This window comes from Stenotrophomonas sp. KH_036_B (assembly GCF_057839485.1).
The window spans coordinates 885354-901128 of the sequence record NZ_CM174491.1 but is presented as its reverse complement, the minus strand read 5'-3'; the positions used below and the strand labels follow the sequence as shown (position 1 = coordinate 901128).

Here is a 15775-nt window from a genome sequence, read left to right as displayed (position 1 = left end):
GGGCGCGGCTCTACCGGGCGCTGCGCAGCCACGCAGGGCGTGGCTCTACGGGCGCCCATGAAAAAGGCCCGCCTGTTGCCAGGCGGGCCTTTCAGGTCCAGCGGCGGATCGACCGATCAGCCCAGGCGCACCAGCCAACCATGGCGGTCAGGCAGGCGACCGTACTGGATGTCGGTCAGCTCCTTGCGCAGCGACATCGTCACTTCGCCGGCCGGGGCGTTCAGGTCGCCCACCGCGAAGCCGTCGCCCTTGAGCTGGCCGATCGGGGTGACCACGGCGGCGGTGCCGCAGGCGAACACCTCGGCGATCTCGCCCGAGGCCACACCCTGCTTCCACTCGTCGATGGTCACCTTGCGCTCCACCACCGTCATGCCGCGGTCGCGGGCCAGCTGCAGGATGCTCTCGCGGGTGATGCCTTCCAGGATGCTGCCGGACAGTTCGGGCGTCACCAGCGTGCCGTCCTTGTAGACCAGGAACACGTTCATGCCGCCCAGTTCTTCCAGGTACTTGCCCTCGACCGGGTCCAGGAACAGCACCTGCGAGCAGCCCTGCGCCTGCGCCTTCTGCTGCGGCAGCAGCGACGCGGCGTAGTTGCCGCCGCACTTGGCCGCGCCGGTACCGCCCTTGGCCGCGCGCGCATACTCGGTGGACAGCCAGATCGACACCGGCGCCACGCCCTTGGCGAAGTACGGGCCCGCCGGGCTGGCAATCACGTAGTAACCGGCCTTCTGCGCGCCACGCACGCCGAGGAAGGCTTCATCGCCAATCATGAACGGGCGGAAGTACAGGCTGGATTCGTCGGCCGACGGCACCCAGTCCGCATCCACGGCGATCATCTGCTTCAGCGATTCGACGAAGATGTCCACCGGCAGCTCCGGCAGCGCCAGGCGCTGCGCTGAACGCTGCAGGCGGCGGCCGTTGGCATCGGGGCGGAAGGTCCAGATCGAGCCGTCGGCATGGCGGTACGCCTTGATGCCTTCGAAGATTTCCTGGCCGTAGTGCAGCACGGCGGCGGCCGGGTCCAGCTGCAGCGGGCCGTACGGGCGCACGCTGGCATCGTGCCAGCCGGTGTCCTTGTCCCAGCGCACTTCCACCATGTGGTCGGTGAAGTGCAGACCAAAACCGGGGGCGGCCAGGATGCGATCACGCTCCTCGCTGCTGCGCGGCTGGGCGGAACGGGTGGTGGTGAAGCTCACGGAAGACTGGGACACCGGATATTTCCTGTTCTGGTTACGGGGAACACACGCCGCCGGCACAGCTGCGGCGGGTCAATTACAGCATGCCGGTTTCGAGGCGTGCGGCCTCGGACATCATGTGCTGGTTCCACGGCGGGTCGAACACCAGCTCCACATCCGCTTCGGCAACGGTCGGGATCATTTCCAGCTTGCTGCGCACGTCATCCACCAGGATGTCGCCCATGCCACAGCCGGGCGCGGTGAGGGTCATCTTGATGTCCACCTCGCGCTGGCCGTCGTCCAGGTGCTTGAGCTCCACTTCGTACACCAGGCCGAGGTCGACGATGTTGAAGGGGATCTCGGGATCGAAGCAGGTGCGCAGCTGCTGCCACACCAGTTTTTCGACCTCCTCGTCGGAGGCGTCGGCGGGCAGTTCCAGGGCCGGCGGCGGTTCCTTGCCGATGGCGTCGCCGTCCTTGCCGGCGATGCGGAACAGATTGCCTTCGACGAACACCGTGTAGCTGCCACCCAGTGCCTGGGTGATATAGCCATAGCTGCCGGCCGGCAGGGTGACCGTTTCGCCCTGCGGGACCATGACGGCCTCGCAGTCGCGTTCGAAGTGGACAGGTTCGCTGCTACGGGAGTACATGTGGATCGATATGGGGGTCGCGGCCAATTCCCGCAAGGCGGACATTTTAGCCCAGTGGCCGCCCACGCGCCGGTCACCACGCAAGCCGGTATCCTGTGGGGACTTACAGGAAGAATGCATGTCGCCCACGTCTGCGCCCGCCAGGTCCGTCCACTGGCTCTGGCCCCCGCTGTTGCTGATTGGAGTCGTCACGGCCACGCTGGCCTGGTTGTTCATCGCGCTGCTGAGCGGCCGCCAGGCCGGCTGGATGGCCGTGCTGGCCGCACTGGAGCTGGGTTTCATGCTGCGCCTGGGCAACCTGCGGGCCGGTCCGCTGCGGGTCGTGCTGACCCTGGCCTTCACCCTGCTGGTGGCCGTGGCCGCCAACTGGGGCATCGCCTCGGCCTACCTGGGCGGCTCGATGGGGCTGGATCCGTGGGATTCAGCGTTGCGCATGGGCCCCTTCATGGCGTTCACCCTGGTGCAGCTGGCCAATGGTGCCGGCGAGCTGCTGTGGCTGGGCGTCGCCCTGGTCGTGGGGTGGTGGGTCGCGCGGTAAGCGCCTCATAAAAAAGGGGACGTACCCTGTTAATCCGGGAATTAACAGGGTACGTCCCCTTTTTTCGCGGCAATGGGTCAATGCCCGCCATCCAATGCCTTGAGTTCGCTGACCAGGGCGCTGGCCGCGCCAGACCCGTCGCCGTAGAGCATGCGGGCGTTGTCGGCGTAGAACAGCGCATTCTCGATGCCGGCAAAGCCGGTGCCCTTGCCGCGCTTGATCACCACCACGTTGCGCGCGTTGACCACGTCCAGGATCGGCATGCCGTAGATCGGGCTGGCCGGGTCGGTGCGCGCGACCGGATTGACCACGTCGTTGGCGCCGATCACCAGCACCACGTCGGTGTTGGGGAACTCCGGATTGATGTCGTCCATGTCGGCGATCAGGTCGTACGGCACCCCGGCTTCGGCCAGCAGGACGTTCATGTGCCCGGGCATGCGCCCGGCGACCGGGTGGATGGCGAACTTCACCTTGATCCCGCGCTCGATCAGCCGCTGCGCCAGCTCCCACACCTTGTGCTGGGCCTGGGCCACGGCCATGCCGTAGCCCGGCACGATCACCACCCGTTCGGCGAACGCCAGCATCGCGGCCACGTCGCTGGCCTCGATCGGCTTCTGTGCACCGCTGATTTCCTGCGCGGTACCGCCCCCGCCGAAGTTGGAGAACAGCACGCCGCTGATCGGCCGGTTCATCGCTTTGGCCATCAGCCGGGTCAGCAGGATGCCGGCGGCACCCACCATCATGCCGGCGATGATCAATGCCTCATTGCCCAGCACGTAGCCCTCGAAGGCCACGGCCAGGCCGGTGAACGCGTTGTACAGCGAGATCACCACCGGCATGTCGGCGCCACCGATCGGCAGCGTCATCAATACGCCCAGCGCCAGCGCGACCACGAAGAAGCTGACGATCGCCACCGGGCTCAGGCTTACCCCGGCCCAGATCCCCAGCCCGACCATGGCCACCGCCACCAGCAGGTTGAAGGCCTGCTGGCCGGGGAAGGTCACGCGCCGGTCCAGCCGACCGTCCAGCTTGGCCCAGGCAATGATCGAGCCGGACAGCGACACCGCACCGATCGCCGAACCGATGATGGCCAGCACCAGCACCGTGACCGAGGGCTGGCGCGCGGCCAGTTCGGCGACGGCCTGCTCGCTCCAGTGGCTCGTATCGCGGTTGGCCAGGAACGAGAAACGCAGCAGCTCCACCGCGCCGATCGCAGCGGCCGAACCGCCGCCCATGCCGTTGTACAACGCCACCATCTGCGGCATGTCGGTGATCGCCACCCGCTTGGCCGACCACCAGGCCACGCCGGTACCGATCGCCACCGCCGCCAGGATCAGCGGCACGTTGTGCAGCTCGGGCAGGAAGAAGGTCGCCACGGTGGCGATCAGCATGCCCAGCCCGGCCCAGCGGATACCGCTGCGGGCGGTCATCGGCGAGGCCATGCGCTGCAGGCCCAGCAGGAACAGGGTGGCGGCCACAAGGTAGCTCACCTGCACCAGCCACTGCAGCAGTTGCGCCGTAGTGACGTTCAAGGTGCCTTCTCCCCGGTATCGCGCTTCTGGCTGGGCTTGAACATGTCCAGCATGCGTTCGGTCACCACGTAGCCGCCCGCCGCGTTGCCCGCGCCCAGCACCACGGCGATGAACCCGATGATCTTCTCCAGCGGGGTCTGCGCGTGGCCCAGCACCACCATCGCACCGATCAGCACGATGCCGTGGATGAAGTTGGACCCGGACATCAGGGGGGTATGCAGGATCACCGGCACCCGCGAAATGATCACGTGGCCCGCGATCGCGGCCAGCATGAAGATGTACAACGCCACGAACCCGTCGCTCATTGCAGTCCCTCTTCCAGGCGGTCATCCCGTCCCCTGCATCATAACCATGCGCTGAACCGTTCTGCAGCGCGGTCAACCGTTGCCGCCCTGGCGCGTTGTCACCGTATCCCCCCTGCGCGAGCGCTACCCTGTGCTGGTGAGCCCCTCCCTGCCGACGCTGCCCGCCGATGCCGACGCCGACACCGTGCTGCCGGCCTCGCTGGACGTGTTCCTGGCCGGGATCGGCCCGCGCGCGTTCCGCTTCGCCGAAGCCGGCCTGCGCCAGCGTGACGATGCGCTGGATGCGGTGCAGGACGCGATGCTGCGCATGCTGGCCTACCGAGACAAGCCCGCCGGCGAGTGGTCGCCCCTGTTCTGGAGCATCCTGCGCCGCCGGGTGGTGGACCTGCAGCGCCGTCGGGGATTCCGCCTGCGGTTCTGGCGCAGCAACGACGATGTGGCCGGCGACCACGACATCGACTGGGCCGATCCCGCGCCGGGGCCCGCCCAGGCGCATGAGCAGCGCGACCAGTACGCCCAGCTGGTGAAGGCGCTGCGCGAACTGCCGGCACGCCAGCGCGAGGCCTTCACCTTGCGCGTCCTGCAACAGCTCGATGGCGCCACCACCGCCGCCGCCATGGGCTGCAGCGAAGGCGCCGTCAAAACCCACCTTTCGCGCGCCCGGCAGGCGCTGCAGCAGCACCTGGAGATCGAACTGTGAGCCGCCCGCTTTCCCCCACCCAAGACGACGCCTCCCTGCAGCAGCTGCACGCGCAGGCGGTGGCCCAGCTTTCCCCGGCCACGCTGGCGCGTCTGCGCAGCGCGCGCCACGCCGCCCCCCGGCGCACGCGCGCACCCGGCTGGTGGCTGGCCACCGCCTGTTCGGCGGTGGTCGCACTGGGCCTGGGCTACAGTTTCACCCTCCATCCGCCGGTGACGCCGCCGGTGCAGGTCGCCGCCACCGCGACCGATGACAATGGCGACGTGCTCGACGAAAATCCCGACCTGTACGTGTGGCTGGGCACGACCGACCTGGCAATGGAGTGATCATGAAACTGCAACTGACCCTGGCGTTGCTGCTGGTGTCGCTGAGCGCGACGAGCGGGGCGCAGAACCCGGCACTGCCCGACTGGGACCGGCTGACCCCGCAGCAGCGCGAGGCGTTGATCGCGCCCGTGCGCGACCGCTGGAACGATGCCCCCCCGCCGCAGCGCGAGCGCATGCTGCAGCACGGCCAACGCTGGCAGAGCATGACCCCGGAGCAGCGCGAGCTGGCCCGGCGCGGCCGCCATCGGTTCGAGAACATGAGCCCGGAGCAGCGCGAACAGGCCCGCGCATTGTTCGCGCAGATGCGCGGAATGACCCCGGCCCAGCGCGATGCCCTGCGCGAACGCTGGGCGAGCATGAGCCCGGAGCAGCGCCAGGAGTGGTTGAAGGCCAACCCGGTGAAGGATCTGCCGCCGAAACGGTGATCCGTCTCCGCGCAGCCACGCAGGGCGTGGCTCTACCGCCGCCCATCCGTAGAGCCACGCCCTGCGTGGCTGCGCGGTATCAATTGGCAATCCACCGCGTCTTCGCCAGCAGCTCATCGTCCCAGTCGAACGCCAGCGCACCGTCCTTCACGAACAGCGCCACGAAGTTGTACAGGTTGCGCGCATACATCTCGCTCGCATGCACCGCGCCCATGCTGGCCAGGTCCAGTGGACCGTCCACGGTCACCCCACCCACCTCCACCGTTTCACCCGGACGGCTGGCCTCGCAGTTGCCGCCGGTCTCCGCGGCCAGGTCGACGATCACGCTGCCCGGGCGCATGCCTGCCACCATCGCGCTGCTGATGATCTTCGGCGCCGGACGTCCGGGAACGGCCGCCGTGCAGATCACCACATCGACCAGCCGCAGATGCTCGCCCAGCCGGCGCTGCTGCTCCGCCCGCTCCTCCTCGGTCAATGGCCGCGCATACCCGCCCTCGCCCACCGCGCTCACGCCGAGATCCAGGAACTTGCCGCCCAGGGATTCGATCTGCTCGCGCGTTTCCGGGCGCACATCAAACCCTTCCACCTGCGCCCCCAACCGGCGCGCGGTGGCGATCGCCTGCAACCCGGCCACGCCCGCGCCCACGACCAGCACCCGCGACGGCCGGATCGTGCCGGCGGCGGTGGTCAACATCGGAAAGAAGCGCGGCGCCAACTGCGCGGCGATCAGCGTGGCCTTGTAACCGGCCATGCCGGCCTGCGAACTGAGTACGTCCATCGACTGCGCCCGCGTCGTGCGCGGCAACCGCTCCAGCGGGAACGCCTGCAGCCCGCGCGACTGGATCATCCCGGCGCGCTCGGCATCGGCCTGCGGATGCAGCATGCCCACCAGGCTGGCACCGGATTTGAGCTGGCCCAGCCGCGCGGTTTCCGGCGGCTGCACGCACAGCACGATATCGGCCTGGCCAAGCCGGGCGTCGTCCGCCAGCTGGACGCCGACGTCCAGATACGCCTGGTCGGTGAAGCCGGCGCGCGTACCGGCACCGGGTTCGACCCACACCGAGGCACCCAGCGCGATGAATTTGCGCGCCGTTTCCGGCGTCAGCGCGACGCGCCGTTCGCCCGGCGCATGTTCCTTGACCCCCAACACCTCGACAGCCATGCATGTCCCCGAGCAGCGGTAAGTGAGGGGATCGTAACCCGATTGATCGGCTGCGGAGCCCTTCCGCGGGAAGCGCCGCGTGAATTCCGGCGTGGCGAGAGTGCCGGCCGTTGGCCGGCAGCATCATGCATTTGGGCGGACAGCCTGTAGCCAGCGGTTCACTGGAGTTGGCGGGACGGTGTGGGTTTGCGGGGGACGCTGCAAGTACGTCCATGTAAGCTCAGTCGCCGCATCCATGCGGCTCATGCCCCCGCAAACCCACCCCGACCCGCCTTTGACAGTGGGTCGGTAGCCATGGTCGAGAGCGGTTTCGATCAATTCAATGCGTTATCGGGCGGGGAATGTGCAATGGCAGTCGTTCCGGAACCGACCCTACATCGCCCTCGCAACCACGCGATGACGGGACCGCGTAGGGACACGCCGCGCCCTATGACCGGCGTGCGCCATCGCGATGAACGCGTCGCCACGCGCCCGGGGGTATCCGCATCAACGGGGCATGGTTCTGTTGCGTGTCTGCTCTTCCTTACCGCATGCGGCCATCCATCAGGGGCGGCCGTCGGGTAGCCCCCGGAGGGACGCTAGAAAACATGGATGTTTTCTAGCAGCCCCCATGGGTGAAGGCGCACTGCTTGCGAGGCATGCCTCGCGTGCGACTGAACGCACAACCGCTTGCGGTTGGGCCGGGGCCCGGAGGGCGGTTCACGGCGTGTCCCGGAGCGGGGCTACCCGACGGCCGCCCCAGCACGCAGCACCTGAAACGCTGCCTTCGGACGTTGACGTTGACGTTGAACGCAACCTCAGTGAACCGTAGCGCCCTTGGTGTCGAGACGATCGATCACACCCTGCATGGCGCTGTCGAACGCGCCGTCGTCGATATGCGCGCGCAGGCGGCCCAGGCGCACCATGACGGCCAGTTCTTCCGGCGAGGCCACGCAGAAGCGTACCCCGCGGCGGTTGACGAACAGGAGGCGCTGGGAGATCGGGCTCACCCAGGACAGCTTGCCGGCCTGGACCTTGCCATCCTTGTCGACAAAATCGAGCCAGCTGCCGATCTCCAGCCCGCGGAAGCGGTCGGCGTCGGCATTATCGAAATCGCTGACATCCACTTTGCTGCCCAGTTCCACCCCACCGCTCTCCGGTGCCGGCGGCGCGGGCAGCACCACCTGCGGCAGCTCGGGCAGCGCGCGCTCCAGTTCCGGGCGCGATTCCGCAATGGACTGCAACGTGTCGTGCAGCGTATCGATCGCAGCCGTGGCCGCATCGGCATGCACGCCGACACTGGCGAACACCTTGCGCAGCGCCGGCTGCCAGGCCTGCAGCCATGGCTTGCCGACGATCTGCCGGCGCGCCTCGGACACTTCTTCCAGCACCCCATCGGCCAGCGCGAGCGCCTCACTTACCGACGGACCGTCGTCGCCTTCGCGCAGAACGGTCAGGGTCACATGGTGCTGCCACGGCTGGCGCAGGAACTCGCCAATGGCCTGCGGCAGCGCCGTATCGTCGATGCGCCAGTCCAGCTCCATGGCCGCGCGGGTGCGCGCCATCTCCAGCTTTTCCTGGCCGCGCTGGGTCTCCGCCGCACGGCGCTCGGCAATCTCGATGCGGCGGCGGTGCTGGGTCAGGAAATCGCGGAATTCTTCTTCCAGCGTCAGGAAGATCGCCAGGTTCTCGTTGAACTCGGCCACCAGGCGCTCGATGATCTCTTCGACCTTGCCCATCAACACGCGCTCGGCCTGGCTTTCGCCCGTATTGCCTTCGCAGGCCTCGGCCAGCGAGTTGAGCAGCTTGCGCGCCGGGTGGGTCTTCTGCACGAACATGCGGCGGTCGAGCATGGCGACCTTGACGAACGGCACTACCAGCCGGCCGATCAGCTCACGCGAGCGGCCCTCCAGGTCGCGTTCGTCCAGCATCACATCGAACAGCATGCCCACCAGGTCGATCGCGTCCTCATCCTGCGGGTCCAGGCGTGCCTGCGCCGGATCCACGCCGAGCCGGGTCGCTCCGGACAGCACTTCGCTCTTCAGCCGCTGGGCCAGCGATTCACCATCTTCGCCAATGGCCGCGCGCAGCGTCGCGCTCGGCGTGGCCTGCAGCAGCGACAGCACCGACATCATCTCGCGCTGGCTGAGCGGGCGTTGCTGCCCCACCGCCACGCTGGCGGCGGAGGTGGCGTCCTCGCGCACGTGCCGGGTCTGCTGCAGCAGCTCGTGCAGCGCCTCCAGCAGCATGCCCTGGTTGCCGCTGAGGTTGTCGCCGCCGTCGGCGTGTTCATGCGCGGCCTGCGCGGACTGCATGCGGCCACGACTGGCCGCCCACCGGTCCGCGAAGCGCCGTGCCCACGCGGGCGCTGCGGCATCGTCGGCGTTCTGCGCGTCCGGATCGAGCGCATCGACCAGCTCGTCCAGCTCCTGGCGTGCCGTCGGCGGCCGCGGGGCAGGACGGCGCGGCGCGGACATCTGCGGCATCACCCCGGCGGCGGCCAACTGCTCGTCGAGCTTCTCGTAGCGCTTGCCGATCGGCGCGTGCAGGTCGCGCTCGCACAGCTTGATCAGGACCAGACGCACTTCCGGCGCCAGTTCACAGTCTGCGAAGGCCTCGTGGATCGCCACGCCGATATGCTCGGGGCTGATCGGGTTGAGGTCTGCCGTGAGTTCCAGGCCGCCGGCGATCCAGCCCAGGCGACGGTCCAGCCGTCCCAGCACCGGCTTCCAGTCGCGCAGCAGCACGGTGGCGAAGTTGCGGACCGCCAGGCGGGATTCCAGCACGTGTTCGGGCACCAGGCTCAGGCCGTCCTCGACCTGGCCGGCCAGGGTGGCTTCCGCCGACAGCGGCTCGCCGCGCTCCAGCGCCTCCCAGGCCCGCCCCAGATGACCGCGGAAACCGCCCACGATGTCGTCCCGGCGGCGGCGCAGCTCGCGCATGCCATCCAGGAAAAGCAGCTGCGACGCGCCAGCGGTACCGGCACGGTCGAACAGCACATCGTCAAAGCGTGCCAGCACGGTCGCAAACGACTCGACCAGTCCGGGAAGGGCGGCCTCGCGCGCAAGCTTCAACAGCGCCGGGTCACGACCCGGCTGCCCTGGTACGTTGGGCGTGGCGTTCATGCGAGAAGGCTCCCCACCTTCGCAGGTACAGAATGCAGCATGGATACAAGGGGTACGGGCGTCCCCAAGACACCGGCACACGGATGGTAGGACGGCCCACCGGTCAGGGACAGTGAAACAGTCCGCACTTTGAACCTCATGACCCGGGCGCCGGCAGGCCTTGTATCGTAAGGCCAGCGCCCTTGGGAAGCGAGTACAGCGACGTGAAGGATTGCCATTAATTAAGTGCGGTTCATCACGCTTTGTCGCAAATGGACCAGAGATTGCCCAAGTCCGTGTCACAAACTGCCCCGACTATAATCAACGGCACTGCGACGCCTATTGAGATCCCATGCTCGACTCCCCTGCCCTGCACGCCCTGGACGCCCGCCGCTCGGTCCCCGCCCTTCAACTGGGCGCGCCCGGACCGGACCCGGAAACGCTGCTGCGCATGCTGGCCTCGGCGGTGCGCGTGCCCGACCATGGCAAGAAGGTGCCGTTCCGTTTCCTGCGCATCGCCGGGGATGCCCGGCAGTCGCTGGGCGAGTTCCTGGCCCGTCGCAGCCGCGAGCGCGATCCCACCGCCTCCGACGCACAGGTGGAGAAGGACCGGCTGCGCTTCTCGCACGCCCCACTGATCATCACGGTCATCGCCCGCCCCACGCCAAGCCCCAAAGTGCCCGAGCTGGAGCAGCTGATGACGGCCGGCTGCGTCTGCTTCGCCCTGCTGCAGGCCGCACAGGCGCTGGGCTTCGGCGCGCAGTGGCTGACCGCCTGGATGGCGTTCGACCCGGCCGTGCATGCCCACCTCGGCCTGGCCGCCGATGAGCGCATCGCCGGCTTCATCCACATCGGCACGCCCAAGACCGCCGTACCCGAACGCGAGCGTCCCGACCCGGCAGCGCTGCTGCAGGACTGGGTGGGCTGAGATGTCGGTCGTTGCCGTTCCGCCGCCACGCCAGCCGCTGTACCTGGTCGACGCCAGCCTGTATGTGTTCCGCGCCTGGCATTCGATGCCGGATGAGTTCCAGGACCAACAGGGCTGGCCCACCAATGCGGTGCACGGCTTCGCCCGTTTCCTGCTCGACCTGCTGGAACGCGAGCGCCCGCGGCACATCGCCATTGCCTTCGACGAGGCGCTGGACAGCTGCTTCCGGCATGGGCTCTACGCCGCCTACAAGGCCAACCGCGACCCGGCCCCCGATGCGCTGCGCCGCCAGTTCGCGCATTGCAAGGCGCTGTGCGTGGCGCTGGGCCTCACCGTACTGGCCCACCACGAATACGAGGCCGACGATCTGATCGGCAGCGCGCTGCACGCGCGCCGCGACGCCGGCATGCGCGGGGTGATCATCTCCGCCGACAAGGATCTGTCCCAGTTGCTGTACGAGCACGATGAGCAGTGGGACTACGCGCGCAACCAGCGCTGGGGCATGGCCGGGGTCAAGGCGCGCCACGGCGTGCACGCGCACCAGATCGCCGACTACCTGGCGCTGTGTGGCGATGCGGTCGACAACATCCCGGGCGTGACCGGGGTGGGCGCCAAGTCCGCTGCAGTGCTGCTGGCCCACTTCGGCAGCCTGGACACCCTGTATGAACGCCTGGACGAAGTGCCGTTCCTGCGCCTGCGGGGTGCCGCCCAGATGGCCGTGCGCCTGCGCGAGCAGCGCGAACATGCGCTGCTGTGGCGGCAGCTGACCACCATCGCGCTGGATGCGCCGCTCGACGCGGCCCAGGCCGACTTCAGCCGCTCCACTGCCGACGCACAGATGCTTCAGGGCCTGTGCGACGCGCTGCGCTTCGGTCCGTTGACCCGTCGCCGGCTGTTCACGGCCGCCGGCCTGTCCGACGCCTCTTCCCCTTCCAGCGAGTTCGCATGAGCCCCACTACGCAAGCCCCCAAGATCGTCTATGAAGGCAAGTACCAGCGCATGGTCGTGCGCGGCACCTGGGAATACAGCGAGCGCACCCACGCCGGTGGCCTGGCCGCGATCATCATCGCCGTGACCCCCGAAGACAACGTGCTGTTTGTCGAGCAGTTCCGCGTGCCGCTGCAGGCCAGCACCATCGAGATGCCGGCCGGGCTGGTTGGCGACGTCGATGCGGGCGAGTCGATCGAAGACTCGGCGGTGCGCGAGCTTGAGGAAGAAACCGGCTGGACCGCCGCGCACGCCGAGGTGCTGATGATCGGCCCGACCTCGTCCGGCGCCAGCAGCGAGAAGATCGCCTTCGTGCGCGCCACCGGCCTGCACAAGGTTGGCGAAGGCGGTGGCGATGCCAGCGAGGACATCATCGTGCATGAGGTGCCACGCGCCCGCGCCGCCGCGTGGCTGGTGGAAAAGATGGGCCAGGGCTACGAGCTCGATGCCAAGTTGTGGGCGGGGCTGTGGATGATCGAGCATCATCTGGACGGCACCCCGCGTGGCTGATTCGCGCGCGCTTCCACTGGCCACGGGCACGCTGCTGGGCGGTTCCGATTCGGCACCGTTCACCGTGCTGCACCCGGCCGGGCGCTCGCCCTACGTGCTGATCGCCGATCACGCCGGCCAGCGGGTGCCGGCGGCGTTGGCGGAGCTGGGCCTGCCGCAGGCCGAGCTGGACCGGCATATCGGGTGGGATATCGGAATCGCCGGGGTCACCACCGAACTGTCGCGCCTGCTGGACGCGTGGGCGATCACCCAGACCTATTCGCGCTTGGTGATTGACTGCAACCGCCCGCTGGCGTCGCCGACGCTGATCCCCGAGATCAGCGACCACACCGTGGTTACGGGCAATGCCGGGCTGTCGCCCGCGCAACGTCAGCAGCGCATCGATGAAATCCATGCGCCGTATCACGCGCGCATCGCCGCCGAGCTGGATGCACGCGCGGCGCATATGCGCCCGACGCTGCTGGTGATGATGCACAGTTTCACTCCGCAGATGAACGACGAGCGGCGACCGTGGCACGCCGGCGTGCTGTACCACCAGGACACGCGATTGGCGCATGCCCTGCTGCAGGCGCTGCGCGATGAAGGTGATCTGGTGGTGGGCGACAACGAACCGTATTCGGTCAGCAGCACCAGCGATTACGCGGTACCGGTGCACGGCGAAGGCCGTGGCCTGCTGCATGTGGAGCTGGAGATCCGCCAGGACCTGATTGCCGATGCCGCCGGGCAGCGCGCGTGGGCCGAGCGGTTGGCGCGGGTGTTTGCTGGGCTGCAGGCGATGGCGGGCGTAGAGCCAGCTGTTGGTCGGCTGCGTAGAGCCGACTGTTAGTCGGCTGGGTCGGCACACGTCTCATCCTCAACCACCTCGCGAAGGGCAGCCGACTAACAGTCGGCTCTACCCAGTCGGCTCTACCCAGTCGGTGCGCACCCGTCGATGCACCCGGTCGGCCGTTCAACCTCCGGCCGCAACCACACTGCCACGCCCACCCCCAGCAGCGCGAACAGGGCCGCGCCGTATTGCGCGTTCACCAGGCCCTGCAATGCCTCCGGGCGGGTGCCGGCGGAACCTGCGGCGCGTCCCGCGTTGGCCAGCATCACCAGCAGCGCCAACCCCAGCGCACCGCCAATCTGCTGCGCCGTGGCCGCCATGCCCGAGGCCACGCCCTGCTGCGCGGCGGGCACGCCCTGCCCGGCCACGATCCACATCGCCGTCCAGGTCATGCCCTGGCCGATGCTGAGCACCACGATCCCCGGCAAAAGCGCCCAGTAGGTGGCACCAAACGGCAACGCCACGGCTACCGCGCCGATGCCGAGCGCGCCTGCGCCCATGCCCAGCGCCAGCACCTGGCGCGGCGAACGGCGGCGCAGCATGTGTTCGCTGATCCGTATGCCGAACGTGCACACCAGCGTCGGCGGCAGGAACGCCAGCCCGGCCTGCAGCGCGCTCCAGCCGTAGCCGTCCTGGAAGTACAGCGCCAGGAAGTAGTACTGCACGCCGAAGCTGCTCATGAACACCATGGTCAGCAGCATCGCCGCACGCAGGCTGCGCAGGCGCAGCAGCGAGAACTGCATCAACGGGTCGCGGCTGCGCTGTTCGATCACCACGAACGCGGCCAGCAGCACCAGCGAAGCCAGCAGGCAGGCCAGCGTGCGTGGTGCCAACCATCCCCATTCCGGCGCCTGCACCAGCGTGGTCACCAGCAGGCTGCCACCCACGGTCACTGTGATGCAGCCGGCCAGGTCGAACGAACATCCGCGCGTTACCGCCGCGTCGCGCGGCAGCCACCAGCCGCCCAGCACCGCGCAGGCGCTGGCGAAGGGCACGATCACCAGCAGCACCGACGACCAGCCGAAGCTCTGGGTCAGCACGCCGCCCAGCAGCGTGCCCAGCGCCAGGCCACCGGCACTGGCCATCGACCAGATCGCCAGTGCGCGGTTGCGCGGCGCGCCTTCGGCGTAGATCGTGTTGATCAGCGAGAGCGTGGCGGGAAACAACAGCGCCGCGCCAATGCCCTGCACCGCGCGCGCCGCGATCAGCAGCAAAGCGCTGTCGCTGAAGCCGCCGACCAGCGAGGCCAGCGCGAACACGGCCATACCGGTGCGATACACCCGGCGCCGGCCCAGCAGGTCCGCCGCGCGACCGCCCAGCAGCAGGCAGCCGCCGAAGGCCACCGTGTAGGCACTGACGATCCACTGCAGCTGCTGCGCGTTGATCTGCAGCTGCACCCCCATCTCGTGCAGCGCGACGAAGATGATGGTGGCGTCCAGCGCAATGATCAGCTGCGCCATCGCCAGCAGGGTCAGCGCCAGGCGCGGCGGGAAGGAAGACGGAGAGTGGGTCATGCCGGTCGGTGCGAGGGGGAGGCGGGCAGTCTCATTGATGACGCTCAACAAATAAACCCGGATACTTCGATTTCTGTCATGCATTTTCGCATCAATCGGAGACCGCCATGGATCTCAACGCCGTGCGCATGCTGGTGCAGGTGGCCGAGGCGCGCAGCTTCACGGCGGCCGCGGGACAGCTGGGCATCAGCCAGTCGGGGCTGTCGCGCGCGATCGGTCGCCTCGAAACCGAGCTGGGCGTGCGCCTGCTCCACCGCACCACGCGCGCAGTGAGCCTCACCCCGGACGGGCGCCAGTTCGTGGAGCACTGCACGCCGTTGCTGTGCGGGCTGGAAGATGCCGAGCGCCGGCTGGGCGATCGGCCGTGCACGCCGTCGGGCGTGTTGAAGGTCACCGCACCGTCGATGTTCGGGCGCAAGGTGCTGGTGCCCCTGGCCGGAACGCTGATGGCGGCTTACCCGCACCTGCAGTTCGAGCTGGTGCTCAACGACCGGCTGGTGGACCTTGCCGAAGAAGGCTTCGACGCCGCGCTGCGCACCGGTCCGATCAGCGACGTGCGCCTGGTGGCGCGGCCGCTGCGGCCGCTGCGCTGGGTGACGGTGGCATCACCCGCTTACATCGCCCGGCACGGCGCGCCGGCTACGGTCGATGCCCTGCACGATCACGCCTGCCTGGCGGTGCGCAACCTGCGCAGCGGCCGGCTGGTGGATTGGCAGTTCCGCGAAGGCGGCGAACTGCGCGAGTTCACCGCGCCGGCGCGGATGGTGTTCGACAGCGGCGATCCGCTGGTGGAAGGTGCACTGGCCGGCGTCGGCATCGTGCAGGTCATGGACTTCGCGGTCGCCGACGCGCTGGCGGACGGACGCCTGCAGCGCGTGCTGGAACCGTTCGAGGGCCGCACCCGCGCGCTGTCGCTGGTGTATCCACCGTCGCGGCAGGCCTCGCCAAAACTGACGGTGCTGGCGGAGGCATTGTCCGCCGGCACCTGGTGACGCCAGCCACGACCAACGGTATGCACGGCGTTGCCGTGCACCCCTTGGGGGCCGTCGCGATGCGACGTTACTCGCGGCTGCGCCGCTCCTTTCGTGGCCTACCGACGGGTGGCGCCACGACAC

16 protein-coding genes are annotated in these 15775 nt (G+C 68.5%); 9 read left to right on the top strand and 7 right to left on the bottom strand.

The window, feature by feature from the left end; translation table 11 throughout:
* Window positions 1-116: 116 nt before the first annotated feature.
* Both AC3ITN_RS03990 and sufT read right to left on the bottom strand, forming a co-directional pair.
* Window positions 117-1211 (bottom strand): branched-chain amino acid aminotransferase, encoded by a 1095-nt coding sequence (locus tag AC3ITN_RS03990; RefSeq protein ID WP_489392148.1) that lies wholly within the window; start codon window positions 1209-1211, stop codon window positions 117-119.
* A gap of 61 nt (window positions 1212-1272) precedes the next feature.
* A complete protein-coding gene (gene sufT, locus AC3ITN_RS03985; RefSeq protein WP_171966895.1) occupies window positions 1273-1824 on the bottom strand; it encodes a putative Fe-S cluster assembly protein SufT in 552 nt (183 codons plus the stop codon).
* Between the two features lie 118 nt (window positions 1825-1942).
* Here sufT and AC3ITN_RS03980 point away from each other — a divergent pair, with 118 nt between their 5' ends.
* Entirely contained in the window at window positions 1943-2362 is a 420-nt protein-coding gene (locus tag AC3ITN_RS03980; protein WP_313346853.1) for a hypothetical protein, read from the top strand.
* Window positions 2363-2439: 77 nt separating this feature from the next.
* Here AC3ITN_RS03980 and AC3ITN_RS03975 read toward each other — a convergent pair whose 3' ends face one another.
* Window positions 2440-3894, bottom strand: coding sequence for an NAD(P)(+) transhydrogenase (Re/Si-specific) subunit beta (locus AC3ITN_RS03975; protein WP_489392147.1), 1455 nt, complete (start codon window positions 3892-3894; stop codon window positions 2440-2442).
* Window positions 3891-4199 (bottom strand): NAD(P) transhydrogenase subunit alpha part 2, encoded by a 309-nt coding sequence (locus AC3ITN_RS03970; RefSeq protein WP_313346858.1) that lies wholly within the window; start codon window positions 4197-4199, stop codon window positions 3891-3893. Before AC3ITN_RS03970 ends, AC3ITN_RS03975 begins: the two co-directional genes overlap by 4 nt.
* A gap of 136 nt (window positions 4200-4335) precedes the next feature.
* Between AC3ITN_RS03970 and AC3ITN_RS03965 the strand changes: the two genes are divergently transcribed.
* From AC3ITN_RS03965 to AC3ITN_RS03955, 3 genes are read left to right on the top strand one after another with little or no spacing between them, the layout of a single operon-like run.
* Window positions 4336-4899 carry an RNA polymerase sigma factor gene (locus tag AC3ITN_RS03965; protein ID WP_489392146.1) on the top strand — a complete coding sequence of 188 codons (564 nt, stop codon included), beginning with the start codon at window positions 4336-4338 and terminating at the stop codon, window positions 4897-4899.
* Entirely contained in the window at window positions 4896-5225 is a 330-nt protein-coding gene (locus AC3ITN_RS03960; protein ID WP_489392145.1) for a hypothetical protein, read from the top strand. Before AC3ITN_RS03965 ends, AC3ITN_RS03960 begins: the two co-directional genes overlap by 4 nt.
* Before the next feature lie 2 nt (window positions 5226-5227).
* Window positions 5228-5650, top strand: coding sequence for a DUF3106 domain-containing protein (locus AC3ITN_RS03955; RefSeq protein WP_489392144.1), 423 nt, complete (start codon window positions 5228-5230; stop codon window positions 5648-5650).
* A gap of 79 nt (window positions 5651-5729) precedes the next feature.
* On the opposite strand, the gene AC3ITN_RS03950 is transcribed toward AC3ITN_RS03955, so the two are convergent.
* Both AC3ITN_RS03950 and AC3ITN_RS03945 read right to left on the bottom strand, forming a co-directional pair.
* Window positions 5730-6812 carry an NAD(P) transhydrogenase subunit alpha gene (locus AC3ITN_RS03950; protein WP_489392143.1) on the bottom strand — a complete coding sequence of 361 codons (1083 nt, stop codon included), beginning with the start codon at window positions 6810-6812 and terminating at the stop codon, window positions 5730-5732.
* A 797-nt stretch (window positions 6813-7609) separates the two neighbouring features.
* Window positions 7610-9916 (bottom strand): PacR family protein, encoded by a 2307-nt coding sequence (locus AC3ITN_RS03945; RefSeq protein ID WP_313346869.1) that lies wholly within the window; start codon window positions 9914-9916, stop codon window positions 7610-7612.
* Between the two features lie 331 nt (window positions 9917-10247).
* On the opposite strand from AC3ITN_RS03945, the gene AC3ITN_RS03940 reads away from it, so the two are divergent.
* From AC3ITN_RS03940 to AC3ITN_RS03925, 4 genes are read left to right on the top strand one after another with little or no spacing between them, the layout of a single operon-like run.
* Window positions 10248-10823, top strand: coding sequence for a nitroreductase family protein (locus AC3ITN_RS03940; protein WP_489392142.1), 576 nt, complete (start codon window positions 10248-10250; stop codon window positions 10821-10823).
* 1 nt (window position 10824) lies between these two features.
* Window positions 10825-11772 (top strand): 5'-3' exonuclease, encoded by a 948-nt coding sequence (locus AC3ITN_RS03935; protein WP_489392141.1) that lies wholly within the window; start codon window positions 10825-10827, stop codon window positions 11770-11772.
* A complete protein-coding gene (locus AC3ITN_RS03930; protein ID WP_489392140.1) occupies window positions 11769-12320 on the top strand; it encodes an NUDIX hydrolase in 552 nt (183 codons plus the stop codon). Before AC3ITN_RS03935 ends, AC3ITN_RS03930 begins: the two co-directional genes overlap by 4 nt.
* Complete coding sequence (locus tag AC3ITN_RS03925) at window positions 12313-13146, top strand: N-formylglutamate amidohydrolase (RefSeq protein ID WP_489392139.1); 834 nt, start codon at window positions 12313-12315, stop codon at window positions 13144-13146. Before AC3ITN_RS03930 ends, AC3ITN_RS03925 begins: the two co-directional genes overlap by 8 nt.
* 80 nt (window positions 13147-13226) lie before the next feature.
* On the opposite strand, the gene AC3ITN_RS03920 is transcribed toward AC3ITN_RS03925, so the two are convergent.
* Window positions 13227-14660, bottom strand: coding sequence for an MFS transporter (locus AC3ITN_RS03920; protein WP_489392138.1), 1434 nt, complete (start codon window positions 14658-14660; stop codon window positions 13227-13229).
* Between the two features lie 107 nt (window positions 14661-14767).
* On the opposite strand from AC3ITN_RS03920, the gene AC3ITN_RS03915 reads away from it, so the two are divergent.
* A complete protein-coding gene (locus AC3ITN_RS03915; RefSeq protein ID WP_489392137.1) occupies window positions 14768-15652 on the top strand; it encodes a LysR family transcriptional regulator in 885 nt (294 codons plus the stop codon).
* Window positions 15653-15775 lie beyond the last annotated feature (123 nt).